This is a genomic window from Kitasatospora griseola (genome assembly GCF_014648555.1).
In the GTDB taxonomy this organism is placed as follows: Bacteria; Actinomycetota; Actinomycetes; order Streptomycetales; family Streptomycetaceae; genus Kitasatospora; species Kitasatospora griseola.
Map to the genome: position 1 here is coordinate 128,953 of NZ_BMRI01000013.1, position 13,557 is coordinate 142,509.

13 protein-coding genes and 1 pseudogene are annotated in these 13,557 nt (G+C 73.5%); 3 read left to right on the top strand and 11 right to left on the bottom strand.

Annotated elements, in window-relative coordinates; all coding sequences use genetic code 11:
- Nucleotides 1–30: 30 nt before the first annotated feature.
- Nucleotides 31–1,669 (bottom strand): annotated as a pseudogene (locus tag IEZ12_RS40615) (alpha/beta-hydrolase family protein).
- 528 nt (nucleotides 1,670–2,197) lie between these two features.
- On the opposite strand from IEZ12_RS40615, the gene IEZ12_RS18720 reads away from it, so the two are divergent.
- The gene (locus IEZ12_RS18720; protein WP_189273016.1) at nucleotides 2,198–2,776 is read left to right on the top strand and encodes a hypothetical protein; all 579 of its coding nucleotides are present in this window, start codon (nucleotides 2,198–2,200) and stop codon (nucleotides 2,774–2,776) included.
- Between the two features lie 88 nt (nucleotides 2,777–2,864).
- Here the strand turns inward: IEZ12_RS18720 and IEZ12_RS18725 are convergent, their stop codons facing one another.
- Nucleotides 2,865–3,152 carry a hypothetical protein gene (locus tag IEZ12_RS18725; protein ID WP_043912019.1) on the bottom strand — a complete coding sequence of 96 codons (288 nt, stop codon included), beginning with the start codon at nucleotides 3,150–3,152 and terminating at the stop codon, nucleotides 2,865–2,867.
- Between the two features lie 314 nt (nucleotides 3,153–3,466).
- Here IEZ12_RS18725 and IEZ12_RS18730 point away from each other — a divergent pair, with 314 nt between their 5' ends.
- Both IEZ12_RS18730 and IEZ12_RS18735 read left to right on the top strand, forming a co-directional pair.
- Nucleotides 3,467–4,684, top strand: coding sequence for a right-handed parallel beta-helix repeat-containing protein (locus IEZ12_RS18730; RefSeq protein WP_189273017.1), 1,218 nt, complete (start codon nucleotides 3,467–3,469; stop codon nucleotides 4,682–4,684).
- Nucleotides 4,685–4,751: 67 nt separating this feature from the next.
- Entirely contained in the window at nucleotides 4,752–5,846 is a 1,095-nt protein-coding gene (locus IEZ12_RS18735) for a methyltransferase (RefSeq protein ID WP_189273018.1), read from the top strand.
- An 80-nt stretch (nucleotides 5,847–5,926) separates the two neighbouring features.
- Here the strand turns inward: IEZ12_RS18735 and IEZ12_RS18740 are convergent, their stop codons facing one another.
- The 9 genes from IEZ12_RS18740 to IEZ12_RS18780 all read right to left on the bottom strand — a co-directional run bounded on the left by IEZ12_RS18740 (nucleotide 5,927) and on the right by IEZ12_RS18780 (nucleotide 13,539).
- A complete protein-coding gene (locus IEZ12_RS18740; protein ID WP_189273019.1) occupies nucleotides 5,927–7,288 on the bottom strand; it encodes an acetyl-CoA carboxylase biotin carboxylase subunit in 1,362 nt (453 codons plus the stop codon).
- Nucleotides 7,289–7,297: 9 nt separating this feature from the next.
- Nucleotides 7,298–7,813: an acetyl-CoA carboxylase biotin carboxyl carrier protein gene (locus IEZ12_RS18745; protein WP_189273020.1), complete on the bottom strand. Its 516-nt coding sequence runs from the start codon at nucleotides 7,811–7,813 to the stop codon at nucleotides 7,298–7,300.
- On the bottom strand, nucleotides 7,810–9,492 hold the full coding sequence (accD, locus tag IEZ12_RS18750) for an acetyl-CoA carboxylase, carboxyltransferase subunit beta (protein ID WP_189273021.1): 1,683 nt from the start codon (nucleotides 9,490–9,492) through the stop codon (nucleotides 7,810–7,812). Before accD ends, IEZ12_RS18745 begins: the two co-directional genes overlap by 4 nt.
- Nucleotides 9,493–9,561: 69 nt before the next feature.
- A complete protein-coding gene (locus IEZ12_RS18755; protein ID WP_100584984.1) occupies nucleotides 9,562–9,882 on the bottom strand; it encodes a TcmI family type II polyketide cyclase in 321 nt (106 codons plus the stop codon).
- Nucleotides 9,883–9,887: 5 nt separating this feature from the next.
- Nucleotides 9,888–10,346 carry an SRPBCC family protein gene (locus IEZ12_RS18760; protein WP_043912013.1) on the bottom strand — a complete coding sequence of 153 codons (459 nt, stop codon included), beginning with the start codon at nucleotides 10,344–10,346 and terminating at the stop codon, nucleotides 9,888–9,890.
- Between the two features lies 1 nt (nucleotide 10,347).
- Nucleotides 10,348–10,602 (bottom strand): acyl carrier protein, encoded by a 255-nt coding sequence (locus IEZ12_RS18765; protein ID WP_100584259.1) that lies wholly within the window; start codon nucleotides 10,600–10,602, stop codon nucleotides 10,348–10,350.
- Nucleotides 10,603–10,628: 26 nt separating this feature from the next.
- Complete coding sequence (locus IEZ12_RS18770; RefSeq protein ID WP_189273022.1) at nucleotides 10,629–11,852, bottom strand: beta-ketoacyl synthase N-terminal-like domain-containing protein; 1,224 nt, start codon at nucleotides 11,850–11,852, stop codon at nucleotides 10,629–10,631.
- Nucleotides 11,849–13,111: a beta-ketoacyl-[acyl-carrier-protein] synthase family protein gene (locus IEZ12_RS18775; protein ID WP_100584261.1), complete on the bottom strand. Its 1,263-nt coding sequence runs from the start codon at nucleotides 13,109–13,111 to the stop codon at nucleotides 11,849–11,851. The genes IEZ12_RS18770 and IEZ12_RS18775 overlap by 4 nt, the downstream gene beginning before the upstream one ends.
- Nucleotides 13,108–13,539 carry a cupin domain-containing protein gene (locus IEZ12_RS18780; protein ID WP_189273023.1) on the bottom strand — a complete coding sequence of 144 codons (432 nt, stop codon included), beginning with the start codon at nucleotides 13,537–13,539 and terminating at the stop codon, nucleotides 13,108–13,110. Before IEZ12_RS18780 ends, IEZ12_RS18775 begins: the two co-directional genes overlap by 4 nt.
- Nucleotides 13,540–13,557 lie beyond the last annotated feature (18 nt).

The following is a 13,557-nucleotide window of genomic DNA, read 5'->3' on the forward strand; positions in this document are numbered from 1 at the left end:
ATCGCGTCCGACATCGCGTCGGCCACTGCGTCAGGGCTGCTCCCGCAGGTACGCCACCAGCCGTTCGGTGTCCTGCGGGGTCCAGCCGTCGGGCGGGACGATCCGGGACCAGGCCTCGACCGGCATCAGTCCGTAGCGGTGCCCGTGCCCTTCGGGCACCGCCTCGGACGCCGCCAGGTCGCAGGTGACCTGCCAGAACGTCACCACGGGGTACCAGCGCGTGGTCGGTGGGACGTCGTGGGCGCGCTGCCCGTTCAGCCAGGCGGGTCGGCTCCAGATCAGCGCGGGCTGCCACCACACGACAGGGTCGCTGCCGTTCTGCAGGTAGACCACCCAGGGCTGCGGCCAGGGCGCGTCGGGGATCGCGAAGTCGGAGGTCTGCTGGGCGAAGCGCACGGTGCGGCCGTCCTGGTGGACGGGCCGCCAGACGGGGCTGCCGGGCGCCCGCCCGCCGGTGTGGTCTTCCGCAGCGGGTTGTCGGGGGTGGGGCCGACCAGCAGCGCCCCGCCGGTCTCCGTGGTGAGCTGGTCGACGCCGCCGGGGAAGGCCTGTTCGACGGCGTAGGAGCCGAGGCTCTCGCCGGCCACCAGCAGCCGGGGGCGACTGTCGGCGGGCAGCTGCGACCAGTGCGCGCGGACGGCGTCGTACAGGGCGCGGCCGGCCTCGCTCGCCTTGCCTTCCGTCAGGAAGGAGATCCAGCTGGGCAGATAGGAGTACTGGAACGCGACCTCGGCGCTGTCGCCGTCGTACAGGTACTCGGGCGGTTGGGCGATGCGTTCGTTGACCCAGCCGCTTCCGGTGGTGCCCATCACCACCAGGACCTTCCGCTGGAAGCCGCCGGCCCGGTCGAGTTCGGCGACGGCGCGCCGGGCCCGTTCCTGCAGGACGCGTTCCGGGTCGGTGAGGCCGATTCCCTCGCCGGAGCGCAGGCCGGCATAGGCCCGGACGGGATCCTTGGCGGGACGTCCGGTGAAGCCGGAGATCCGGGCGGCGGTGGGGGCCTGGCCGACGAAGTCGCGGCCCTTCGCACCGAGACTGTCCCAGCTCTCGTACGAGTCGGGACTGGCGGAGAGGGTGGGGAGCTCCGGCCGGACGATGCCGGGGCGGTCGAACGGTCCGTCAGGGCGGCGCCGCGTTCGGCGAGGCCCAGCAGGCCGCGCAGCAGGAAGCCCTGGACGAATCCGACCACCAGCGCGGCGGCGAGCGCGGCGGCCCCGGCGGCGGCCGCCCAGCCGGGGACGGCGGGGGCGAAGATCCGCCGCAGCGTCCGGGTGCCGAGCCGGACGGCCCGTGCGGCGAGCACCAGCAGCGCACCGAGCAGCAGGGCGACCGGCAACACCAGCGTCCACTGCCACCAGCCGATCCGCGGGTCGAGCCCGACGGCGCGCCGCGCGTCGCCCTGCCAGCGCACGCTCCAGGCGGTGATCGCCACGACGGCGCCGCCGCCGACTCCGGCCAGCAGCCACCACCCGGCGCGCCGCACGGCCGGCGAAGGCAGCAGCCCGCACCGGCGGGCGACCAGGCCGAAGAACGCGCCGAGCCCGTAGCCGAAGAACGCGGTGATCGCCCCGGCGGCGGCCTGCAGGAGCCAGGGGCGGGGCAGCAGCGACGGTGTGAAGGACAGGCAGTAGAACAGCACCGCCCCGACCAGCGCGCTCCAACTCGGCATGCGCCGCACGATCCGCTGCTCCCCCACTGCCCACTACCTCCCCTCATCGCACGCCGTCACCCGTCGAGCGCCGGTCACCCGTCACCCGCCAAGCCGCCGACCACCGGTCATACGTATCTCGCCGTCACAGCCGTAGATCTGACGGACCGTCGGACTCCCCCCAATGGCGCAGCGCCGCTGGCCCGGGGGGTTGCCGGGCTCCGACGATGGGGACGGAGAGCGGAGCGCTGGTTCCGCACGTCCTGGTGCGGGCCGACGGCTCGCCGGATCGACCGCGGCGCGGAGTGGCCGGCGCGGTTCTGAGCGAAAGGGTGCAGCGCGATGCGAGACGCGGATCAGAACAGTTCCGCCCGGGAACCGAGGCCCGTCGATCCACCGGCCTTCACCGAGGCTGAAGCCCCTACCACCCGACAAATCCGGCAGCCCGCGCCCCGCCGACCGCTGCTGCGCCAGGGACGAGTGGCCCCGCCCGTCCGGCAGACCCGTCCCGGGCGGGGCGGCGCTCGGCGGGGCGGCGCTCGGCGGGGCGTGCGGCTCGTGCTGGCGCTCGGTGCGGCCGCGACCGGCATGGCGGTGATGGCGTCCTGCGGCGGCAGCTCGGGCGAGGACCCGGTGCAGGCGGCGATGTCGACGTTCACGGTGGGGGCGGAGAACTTCTCGGGCGAGCCGGCCTCCCCGCTCGCCTCGCTGCACTCCTCGGCGCTGGCGTCGGTGTCGGCGGCGCGGGAGTCGGCGTCGCGGCAGGCGGCGGAGTTCGAGGCGTCGGCGAACGCCCAGCTGGCGGCGGGCCGGGAGAAGGCGCGGCAGGTGCTGGCGACCGTCCCGGACGCGGGCAACGCGCTGGGCGATGTGACGCTGACCGGGATCCCGACCCAGGTGACCGGCAATCTGACGGCGGCGAAGGTGACGGTCACCAACAGCACCCCGGAGACCCGCTCGTACGCGATCCAGGTGGACTTCACCGACGGCTCGGGTCAGGCCGTGGACTCCACGGTGGTGGGCGTGGAGAACCTCGCGCCGGGCGCCACCGAGAACCCGGTGGCGTTCTCCACCAAGAGCTCGGACACCACGCTGGTCCCGGTGGTGGTCAAGGCCCAGCGTTACTGACGAACGCACCGTCGCCGAATGCCCCTCAGCGCGCTGTGCCCGCCGTCCGACCGTGGTCGAGCGGCGGGCACAGCGCGCTGAGGGGTACTCAGTTGACCGACCGGAGAATGACGTCGTCGTAGTCCCAGGCGGGGTCGTCGGTGTCCGGCCAGTTCGCGGTCTCCACTTCGGTCTCGGGGCCGACCTCGACGACGGCGTGCCGGGCGGCGAGTTCCTCGTCGAGCCGGTACTCCTCGCTGCGCTGCCGCTCGGTGCGGTAGTGGTCGGCGGAGTGCGGCTCGGCGGGGAACAGCTCGGTCCGGCCGACGCCGGTGGGGCGCAGGTCGTCGGGGGCGGGGTCGGTCTTCTCGGCGATTCGTCCACGGTGCAGAGTCATGCGTCCATAGTGGTTCGGCCCGCCCGGGCGGGCCCGGTGCCCGGCCGCAGTTCCCCCCGATCGGGTGTACGGGTGGTTCCATCCTCCCGATCGCCGTCCCGGCCACCGTCCCGACCGCCCGCCCAGCCGCCCTCCCGGCCGCCGTCCGATCGACCGTCCTTCAGGCGCGCCGGTCGGCCATCCGTTCGGCGGGCGCGGGCAACCCTTGCGACCGAACCCGGCTGGCCGCGGGCGGGGCGCGACCATAGCTTCGAGGCGGCGGGCGCGCGCCAACGCCGTCCGCGACCGCGACCCCTGGAAATCGGCTCCCCCAGATGACTCCTCTCTTCACCTCGAAACGCCCGCGAACCCGTCTCACCGCCGTTCTGCTCGCCTCTGCCGCCACCGTGCCGACCCTGTTGGCCGCCGCCCCGGTGCCGGCTTCGCCGTTCGCCGTGGCGTCCCCGGCCTTCCCGATCGCCACCGCCCCGACCGTGGCCCGCCCGAACCTCACCCGCCCGGACGCCACCCGCCCCAACGCCCCCGGACCGAACGCCGCCGGACCGAACGTGCACCGCGTCCAGCCCGGCGCCTCCGTGCAGGCCGCCGTCGACGCGGCCCACCCGGGTGACGTGGTGGAGCTGGCGGCGGGCAACTACCCGGGCAGCGTCACCATCGCCACCGACGGGGTGACGCTGCGCGGGCAGGGCAACCGCTCCGTGCTGGTGCCCGACCCGGCCGACCACAGCGCCTGCGCCGCGGCCGGCAACGGGCTGTGCGTGACGGGTGTGGCGGACGACCGCGGGATGCCGGTGCGGCCGGTGTCGGGCGCGGTGGTGGAGTCACTGGCGGTGGCGGGTTTCGCGAAGAACGGGATCGCCGCCGCCGTCACCGACAAGTTGACGGTCCACCAGGTGGCGTCCCACGACAACGGCCTGCAGGGCATCAGCGTGGAGATGTCGACCCGCACCGTGCTCACCGAGAACGAGGCCCGGGACAACGGGCAGGCGGGGATCTTCGTCGCCAACTGGTTCGACCGCAAGGGCGGTGCGCTGGAGACCCGCGGCACCCAGGTGGCGGCGAACCGGCTGACCGGCAACCGGATCGGCCTGCAGTTGCGCCGGGTGCGGGACCTGACGGCGACCGGCAACCTGGCGTCCGGCAACTGCGGCGGCATCTTCGTGGTCGGTGACGACGGGGTGCCGCGGGCCGGTTCGCTGAGCGTCGCCAACAACGTGGTGCGCGCCAACAACCGCTACTGCGAACCCAATCCGCGCCTGGACTCGGTGCAGGGCACGGGCATCCTGCTGACCGGCACCGAGGACGTGGTGGTCTCCGAGAACCTGATCACCGACCACTCCGGAACGTCGCCGATGTCGGGCGGCATCGTGCTGTACCCGAGCGTGGTGGGCGCGCCGAACGCCCGCGCCGTGGTCACCGACAACATCCTGGCCGACAACCTGCCGGTCGACCTCGCCGATCTCGACCAGCGCAACGGGAGCTCGTTCATGACCAACTCCTGCCGCACCTCCCAGCCCGCCGGTCACTGCTGACCCGTCCGCCGGCCACTGCTGACCGGCCCTCCGAGCCCTCCAGCCCCGACGAAAGGCCGACGCGCCCATGACCTCCGCCCCGACCCGACCCGTCCTGTCCTCCTCCCCCGCCGTCGCAGCCACCACGGCACCCGACGGCGCGGCCGCCGCACCCGCCGTGCCGCCCGCGATGCTGTTGCGCGAGCTGGCCTTTGGCGCCGCCTGCGCGGGCGCGGTGCGCGCCGCCGCCAGCCTGAAACTGGCCGACGCGTTGGACGAACAACCCGCCACCGCAGAGGAGTTGGCGGTTCGCCTGGATGTCCCGGCCGTCCCGTTGGAGCGCCTGCTGCGGGCCCTGGTCTGCTACGAGGTGTTCGCCGCGACGGGTGACGGCCGCTTCCGCCACACCCCGCTGTCGCGCCTGCTGCGCACCGACGAGCCCGGCAGCCTGCGCGACATCGCGCTGTGGTGCACCGAGCCGTGGACGTGGCAGTCCTGGTCCCGGCTGGACGACGCGGTGCGCACCGGGCGCAGCGTGTTCGCCGACGCCTTCGGCAAGGAGTTCTTCCAGTACCTGCACGACGACGCGCCGGACTCGGCGGCCCTGTTCAACCGGGCGATGACGCAGTCCAGCCGGCAGTCCGCGCAGGACCTGGCCGACTTCCTGGACCTGGCGGGCATCGCCACGGCGGCCGACATCGGCGGCGGCCAGGGGCAGGCGCTGGCGGCCCTGATGGAACGTCACCCGGGCCTGCACGGCACGCTGCTGGACCTGCCGAAGGTGGTCGAGCACGCCGATCCGCGGCTGCTGCCGGGCGGCCCGCTGGCCGACCGGGCGCGGCTGGTGCCGGGCGACTGCCGGGTGGCGATCCCGGTGCAGGCCGATCTGTACCTGGTGAAGAACATCCTGGAGTGGGACGACGAATCCACTCGCCGCACGCTGCGCAACCTGCGTCAGGTGGCCCGCCCGGGCGCCCGGGTGGTGATCGTGGAGAACCTGGTCGACGACTCCCCGTCGATGCGGTTCACCACCGCGATGGACCTGCTGCTGCTGCTCAACGTGGGCGGCGCCAAGCACACCCTGGGCAGCCTGACCGCGCTGATCGAGGAGTCCGGCCTGCTGCTGAAGGCCGTCGCCCCGGTCAACGCGTACCTGCACGCGTTCACCTGCGCCGTCCCCTGAGCCGCGCCCACGGCGCAGTCGGCCAGAAGCAAGCCGTCCGGACCAGCTGGTCCGGACGGCTTCTGACGTTTCGGAACCGGCTATCCGGCCGCGGCCTCCGCCGCCATCTCGGCGACCAGCCCGGTGGTGTGCCGGCCGGCCCGGAAGCGCGGGTCGGCGAGGGTGCGGCGCAGGTAGTCGGTGGTGGTGCGGACGCCCGGGCCGTCGATGCGGAACTCGGCGAGGGCGCGGTCGAGGCGGGCGACGGCCTGTTCCCGGTCGGGCGCCCAGGCGATGGTCTTGGCGAGCAGCGAGTCGTAGTCGGGGCCGATCGGCCAGCCGGGGTAGGCGTGGGTGTCGACCCGGACGAACGGGCCGCCGGGCGGGACGAATTCGGTGAGCAGCCCGGGGGTGGGCAGGAAGCCGCGTTCGGGGTCCTCGGCGTTGACCCGGGCCTCGACGGCCGCGCCGCGCGGTCGGACGGCGTCCTGGCGGAGCGTCAGGGGTTCGCCGGCGGCGATGGTGAGCTGTTCGCGGACCAGGTCGATGCCGGTGACCATCTCGGTGACGGGGTGTTCGACCTGGAGGCGGCAGTTGACCTCCATCAGGTGGAACGCCCCGTCGGGGGCGAGCACGAACTCGAAGGTGGCGGCGCCGACGTAGCCGACGGCGAGGGCGCCGCGGACGGCGGCGGCGCAGATCTCGTGGCGCAGCGGGTCGGGCAGGTTGGGTGCGGGCGATTCCTCGATGAGCTTCTGGTGCCGGCGTTGCACGGAGCAGTCGCGTTCGCCGAGGTGGACGGCGTTGCCGTGGCGGTCGCAGAGCACCTGGACCTCGATGTGCCGGGCGCCGTCGACGTAGCGTTCCAGGTAGAGCCGCTCGTCGCCGAAGACGGCGCGGGCGTGGGCCCGGGTCTCCTGGAAGGCGGTGGGCAGGTCGGCGGGGTCGCGGACGACGGCCATGCCGCGTCCGCCGCCCCCGGCGACGGCTTTGAGGATGACGGGGTAGCCGGTGCGGGCGGCGATCTCGCGGGCTTCGGCGGGGCTGCGGACGGCGCCGGTGGAGCCGGGCAGCACGGGCAGGCCGGCTTCGGCCATCAGTCGGCGGGCCACCGATTTGTCGCCGAGCTGTTCGATGACCTGCGGGGGCGGGCCGATGAAGGTGAGGCCGTTGGCTTCGCAGATCTCGGCGAAGTCGGGGTCCTCGGAGAGGAACCCGTAGCCGGGGTGGACGGCCTGGGCGCCGGTGAGCCGGGCGGCTTCGACGATGGACGGGATGTGCAGGTAGCTGGCTCTGGCGGCGGCCGGTCCGAGGTGGACGGCCCGGTCGGCGAAGCGGACCACCGCCGAGTCGCGGTCGGCGGTGGAGTACAGGGCGACGGTGCGGATGCCCATCTCCCGGCAGGTGCGGGCGATCCGCAGGGCGATCTCGCCGCGGTTGGCGATCAGCACGGTGGTGAACATGCGGGCCCCCTACGCGGGTTCGACGGCGATCAGTCGCTGCTGGAACTCCACTGCGGCGCCGTCGGCGGCGAGGATCTCCACCACCCGGCCGGCGATGTCGGCCTCGACGGGGCTCATCATCTTCATCACTTCGAGGATGCCGATCGGCTGGCCTGCGGTGACGGTGTCGCCGACGGCGACGAACGGCGACGCGCCCGGTTCGGGCGCGTGGTAGTAGGTGCCGATCATCGGGGCGCACACGTGGTGCAGGCCGTCCCCGGGTTCCGGTCCGGCCGAGGAGGCCTGACCGTCCGCCATCGGCACGCCACCGCCGTCGGGGGCGCTGGGGTCGTCCCATTCGACCTCGACGGCGGTGCCGAGGTGTTCGAGCCGGATCCGGCGCGGTGGTCGGGTGCTGGTGCGGGCCAGTTCGGCGACGCTGCGGCACAGTTCGGCGAGGTCCGCGACCTGGTCGGGGCCGCCGGATCCGTCACCGGTGAGGGCGATCCGTCCGTGGGACGGCGGGTGTTTCACCTCGACGGTCATGGCTGGCTCCAATCTGCCGCGCCGGTGCCGGTGTCGGCGCCGTAGCGGTGGAAGCGGGCCCGGCGGGCGGCGCGCAGCCGGTCCGGGTCCCAGGGGATCAGTTCGCGCAGGGCCTCGGTGACGGCGGCCTCCAGCAGGTCGGCCGCGGCGGCGTGGTCCTGGTGGGCTCCTTCGGGCGGCTCGGGGACGATGCCGTCGACGACGCCGAGGCTGAGCAGGTCGCCGGGGTGCATCCGCAGCGAGGCGGCGGCGGCGGGTGCGGCCTGCGGGTCCTTCCACAGGATGGCGGCGCAGCCTTCGGGGCTGATCACCGAGTAGATGCCGTTGGCGCTGACCAGGACGCGGTCGGCGACGGCGAGCGCGAGCGCCCCGCCGCTGCCGCCTTCGCCGATCAGCACGGCGACGATGGGAACGGGCAGCCGGGCCATCAGCCGCAGGTTCTCGGCGATCGCGGCGGCCTGTCCGCCGGTCTCGGCCTCGGGTCCGGGGTTGGCGCCGGGGGTGTCGATCAGGGTGACGACGGGCAGGCCGAGTTTCGCGGCGAGGCGCATCAGCCGGTTGGCCTTGCGGTAGCCGGCGGGCTGGGCCATGCCGAACCGGCGGCGTCGGCGTTCGCCCAGGTCGGGCCCGCCCTTGTGGTGGCCGATCAGGACGACGGGGGTGCCGGCCAGGCGTCCGGTTCCGGCGACGATGGCGGGGCAGTCCTCGGTGAGCCGGTCGCCGTGCAGTTCCTGGAAGTCGTCGACCAGGCGGCGGATGTAGTCGAGGGTGGTGGGCCGTTCGGGGTGCCGGGCGAGGCGGACGTTCTGCCAGGGGTCGCGGTCGGCGAGTTCGTCGGCGGCGCGCAGAATGGCGGCGGGGTCGCCGGGCGGCCGGGGGTCGGTGGGGGGTCGCAGGCCGAGCAGGCGACCGAGGACGGGGCGCATGCCGACCCGGGGCACGACGTCGTCGACCATGCCGTGGGCGAGCAGGAACTCGGCGGTCTGGAAGCCTTCGGGGAGTCTCTCGCCGGTGGTCTGCTCGATGACGCGGGGTCCGGCGAAGCCCATGCGGGCGCCGGGTTCGGCGAGGATGACGTCGGCGAGGGTGGCGAAGGAGGCGGCGACGCCGCCGTAGGTGGGGTCGGTGATCACCGAGACGGTGAGGATGCCGGCTTCGTCGAGTTCGGCCATCGCCTGCGCGGTCTTGGCCATCTGCATCAGCGACAGCACGCCCTCCTGCATCCGGGCGCCGCCGCTGGCGGTGACCAGGACGAGCGGGACGCGGCGGTCCAGCGCGGTGGTGGCGGCGTGCGTGACGAGGGCGCCGACGGCGCAGCCGAGGCTGCCGCCGAGGAAGCGGAAGTCCATCACGGCGGCGATGCAGGGCTGGCCCTCGATCTGTCCGGCGGCGCACAGCACGGCGTCGTGCAGGCCGGTGCGGTCGCGGGCCTCGTCGAGGCGGTCCTGGTAGGGGCGGCTGTCGACGAAGCCGAGCGGGTCGTGCACGGCGGGCACCGGTCCGACGGGTTCGGCGGTGCCCGGGTCGAGGAGTTGGGCGAGCCGCTGCGGGGCGGTGAGCCGCCCGTGGTGCCCGCAGTCGGGGCACACCTGCAGGGCGCGTGCGTAGCGCCTGCCGTAGACCAGGCCGGCGCAGCCTTCGCAGCGCACCCAGTCCGCCGGTTCGCTCTGTTCGGCCACGGCGGCTCTCCCTTCCCATCTGCAATTCCTGTGCAAGTCCCCGCTCGATGTCCTCGGGCAGGGGGTGGTTCAGCGTTCCCAGCGGTAGAACTCGTGCGCCATGGCGTCCTTGGGGCTGCGCCAGGTCGCCGGGTCGTAGGCGTCGACGTAGACGGCGAGCCGTTCGCTGACGTCGCGGAACTCGGGGTGCTCGGCGTACTTGGCGACCTCGGGTCCGGCGGGGCGGTCGGATTCGATCAGGTGCAGGTAGACGTCGCCGAACTGGAACAGGCTGCGGCCGCGGACGCCGATCAGGCCGGGCAGTGCGCCGCGGTCGGAGTCGGCGAAGACGCCGGCGATGTGGTCGGCGGTGCCGGGCTTCATCCGGGCGACGATCAGGGCGCGGTGCATGCCGGTCATCCGGCCGCGCCGGCGCGGTGTTCGACCTTGGCGCGGATCAGTTCCATCTGGACCTTGGAGTTCTGGTTGATCATGTCGGTCATCTGGAGGTCGTCGACGGGGGCGGTGGGCTTCATCGCGAAGTCCTGGACCCAGCGCATCCGGGTGGCCTGCGCGAGGTCCTCGTACTCCCAGCGGATCTCCATGAATTCGAACGGGCCGGGTTCGACGCGGCGGGCGCGGACGGAGAGCGCGTCGCGGTCGGTCTCCCGTTCGGAGACCCAGCTCCACACCTGGCCGTTCTCGTCGGGGTGCATGGTGAGCCGGAACTTCACCCGCTGGCCCTGCCGGTCGATGACGTCGACGGAGGCGTACTCGCTGAACAGCTGCGGCCACTGCTCCAGGTCGTTGGTCATGTCCCAGACCAGGTCGACGGGGGCGTTGATGAGGATGGTGTTGTCGGTGTGTCCGGGCATCTCAGGCACCAGCTTTCACGGTGGAGTTGACGGTCTGCAGGAACTCGGCGACGGGACGGCCGAGCAGTTCGGAGGAGTCGATGGAGACGCCGTAGCGGTTCTCCAGGTCGGAGAGGACGCCGAGCACCCCCAGCGAGTCGACGCCCAGGTCGAGGAACATGCAGCCCGGGTCGGCGAGTGCGTCGACGGTGACCTGGACGCCGGCCCGGACCTTGATCAGGGTGGCGAGTTCCTCGTAGGTGATCTCGGATGCCATCTGTTGCTCCTTGCGGTGGGGTGGGGTCAGGCCCGGCGCAGCACGAGGGCCGTGTTGGAGCCCATCTGGCCGCGGCTGAGCACCAGGGCGGTGCGCAGTTCGGCGGGCCGCGGGTGGCCGATGACCAGGTCGAGGCCGTACGGGCAGTCCTCGGTGTGCGGGGTGGGCGGGATCAGGCCCTGTTCGAGGGCGAGCACGGCGGCGGCCACGTCCAGCGCGGGGGCGCCGCAGTGGGCGCGGCCGAAGCCGGCCTTGGGGGCGGTGACGGGTACCCGCTCGGCGTGGTCGCCGAGGGCGTCGGCCAGGGCGAGGGCTTCGGCGCGGTCGGCCTCGGGGACGCCGAGGGCGTCGGCGAAGACCACGTCGATCTCGTCGGGCGCGCAGTGCGCCTCGGCGAGGGCGCCGCGGACGGCGTGGGCGAGCCCTTCGCGGCTCTCGGCCCAGCGGGCGGCGCCGGTGAAGGTGGCGGTGTGTCCGGCTATCCGGGCCCGGGTGCGGGCGCCGCGCCGGCGGGCGCTCTCGGCGTCCTCGACCACGAACATGGCGCCGCCCTCGGCGGGGACGAAGCCGACCGCGTCGGAGCCGAACGGCCGGTAGGCGCGGTCGGGGTCGTCGGCGGTGGACAGCCCCGGGTAGCCGAGTTGGCAGACCATCGAGTACGGGGCGATGGGTGCTTCGGCGGCGCCGGCCAGCACGGTGTCGGTGCCGCGGCCGACGGCGCGGGCGGCGTGCGCGAGCGCGTCGAGGCCGCCGGCCTCGTCGGAGGCGACCACGCCGCACGGTCCCTTGAAGCCGCCGCGGATGGAGATCTGGCCGGTGGAGGCGGCGTAGAACCAGGCGATCGACTGGTACGGGCCGACGTGGTGGGGTCCTTCGGCCCACAGGTGCTGGAGTTCGCGCTGGCCGAACTCGCCGCCGCCGGAGCCGGCGGCGGTGACCACGGCCACCTGGAACGGGTCGTCCGGGTGGGACGTCAGGTCGGCGTCGGACATGGCGAGTTCGGCGGCGGCCATCGCGAAGTGGGTGAACCGGTCGGTCTGCACCAGGTAGCGCGGCTCGACGTACTCCTCGGCGTCGAAGCCGCGGACCAGGCCGGCGATCTTCAGCGGGAGGTTCTCGCAGCCTTCGCGGTCGATCCGGGACAGCGCGGAACGGCCCTCGCCGAGGGCCTTCCAGTAGTCGTCGGCGCCGATGCCGTGCGGGGAGATCACACCGACGCCGGTGATCACCGCACTGCGGGTGGGGCTCATGCCGCCTCCGCTCTGCTCAGCACCACCGCGGACTGGAAGCCGCCGAAGCCGCTGCCCACCGACAGCACGTGGCGCAGCGGCAGTTCGCGGGCGGTGCGGGGGACGTAGTCGAGGTCGCACTCGGGGTCGCGTTCGGTGTAGTTGGCGGTCGGCGGGACCACGCCGTGGTGCAGGGCGAGGGTGCAGGCGACCAGTTCGATGGCGCCGATCGCGCCGAGCGAGTGCCCGACCATCGACTTGATGGAGCTCATCGGGGTGCGCCTGGCGTGCGCGCCGAGGGAGCGTTTGACGGCGGCGGTCTCGTGCCGGTCGTTCTGCTTGGTCCCGGAGCCGTGCGCGTTGACGTAGTCGATGGCGTCGCCGGGCAGCCGCGCGTGGGCGAGGGCGCGGTCGATGGCTTCGGACATCTCCACGCCTTCCTGGGTGAGGCCGGTCATGTGGTAGGCGTTGCCGAAGGTGGCGAAGCCGCCGAGTTCGGCGTAGATCCGGGCGCCGCGCCGCTCGGCGTGCTCCCACTCCTCCAGCACGACGACGGCGCCGCCCTCGCCGAGCACGAAGCCGTCGCGGCTCTTGTCGAAGGGGCGGGAGGCGTGCTCGGGGTCGTCGTTGCGGGCGGAGGTGGCCTTGATGGCGTCGAAGCAGGCGACGGTGATCGGGGAGATCGGCGAGTCGCAGGCTCCGGCGACGATCACGTCGGCGCGGCCCTCCTCGATGGCGAGGGCGGCGTAGCCGACGGCGTCCAGGCCCGAGGTGCAGCCGGTGGAGACGGTCTGCACGGGGCCGTGCGCGCCGATCCGCTCGGCGACCGCGGAGGCCAGCGTGGCCGGGGTGAACGCCCGTTCCAGGTGCGGTTCGGCGGGCCGGTGGTCGACGCCCCAGTGCTCGCCGCGGCTGCTGACCAGCACGTAGTCGTGTTCGAGTCGGGTGGTGCCGCCGACCGCGGTGCCGAGCGAGACGCCCATCCGCCAGGGGTCCTCGCGCCCGGGGTCGAGTCCGGCGTCCGCGATCGCCTCGTCGGCGGCGACCAGCGCGAACTGCACGTAGCGGTCGTTGCGGGCGATCTGGTCGGCGGTCAGTCCGTGGGCGGCGGGGTCGAAGTCGCACTCGGCGGCGATCCGGGAACGGAAGCCGTCGGGGTCGAACAGGGTGATGCCGCGGGTGGCGGTGCGCCCGTCGGTGAGCAGCGCCCAGAACTGCGGGACGCCGATGCCGCCGGGCGCGACCACGCCGATCCCGGTCACCGCGACGCGGCGGTTCACGAGGCCGCCCCGGCGGGTTCCGGCGGCCCCGATTCGGTGCCGCAGTGCTCCTCGGTGTCGACGTGGCCGAGGTCGGGGCGAGGTGCCAGCGGCCCCAGGTGGAACACCATCCGGGCCTGGCCGGCGCCGACGTTGCGGAACCGGTGCCGCATCCCGATCGGGATCATCAGGCCCTGGTCGGGCCGCAGCGGCTGGGTCTTGCCGTCCAGGTCGACCTCGAGTTCGCCGGACATCACGAACACGAACTCCTCGGAGTACGGGTGGTAGTGCTCGCCGATCCGCTCTCCGGGCTCGATGATCGCCACTCCCATGAATCCGCTGGTCGCACCGACCACCGGCGGGGTGAGCATGGCCCGCAGGTCGCCGCCGCGCTTGCGATTCGGGGGCGCGTCGTCGATGTGGACGACTCGTGGCATCTCGGTGGTCATGGTGGGCTTCCTCTCCGG

What these genes read in the sequence shown, in the direction of transcription:
- IEZ12_RS18725 (WP_043912019.1), bottom strand. Translation starts at nt 3,152, where the DNA reads ATGACTCTGCACCGTGGACGAATCGCCGAGAAGACCGACCCCGCCCCC.
- IEZ12_RS18730 (WP_189273017.1), top strand. Translation starts at nt 3,467, where the DNA reads ATGACTCCTCTCTTCACCTCGAAACGCCCGCGAACCCGTCTCACCGCC.
- IEZ12_RS18735 (WP_189273018.1), top strand. Translation starts at nt 4,752, where the DNA reads ATGACCTCCGCCCCGACCCGACCCGTCCTGTCCTCCTCCCCCGCCGTC.
- IEZ12_RS18740 (WP_189273019.1), bottom strand. Translation starts at nt 7,288, where the DNA reads ATGTTCACCACCGTGCTGATCGCCAACCGCGGCGAGATCGCCCTGCGG.
- IEZ12_RS18745 (WP_189273020.1), bottom strand. Translation starts at nt 7,813, where the DNA reads ATGACCGTCGAGGTGAAACACCCGCCGTCCCACGGACGGATCGCCCTC.
- IEZ12_RS18755 (WP_100584984.1), bottom strand. Translation starts at nt 9,882, where the DNA reads ATGCACCGCGCCCTGATCGTCGCCCGGATGAAGCCCGGCACCGCCGAC.
- IEZ12_RS18760 (WP_043912013.1), bottom strand. Translation starts at nt 10,346, where the DNA reads ATGCCCGGACACACCGACAACACCATCCTCATCAACGCCCCCGTCGAC.
- IEZ12_RS18765 (WP_100584259.1), bottom strand. Translation starts at nt 10,602, where the DNA reads ATGGCATCCGAGATCACCTACGAGGAACTCGCCACCCTGATCAAGGTC.
- IEZ12_RS18770 (WP_189273022.1), bottom strand. Translation starts at nt 11,852, where the DNA reads ATGAGCCCCACCCGCAGTGCGGTGATCACCGGCGTCGGTGTGATCTCC.
- IEZ12_RS18780 (WP_189273023.1), bottom strand. Translation starts at nt 13,539, where the DNA reads ATGACCACCGAGATGCCACGAGTCGTCCACATCGACGACGCGCCCCCG.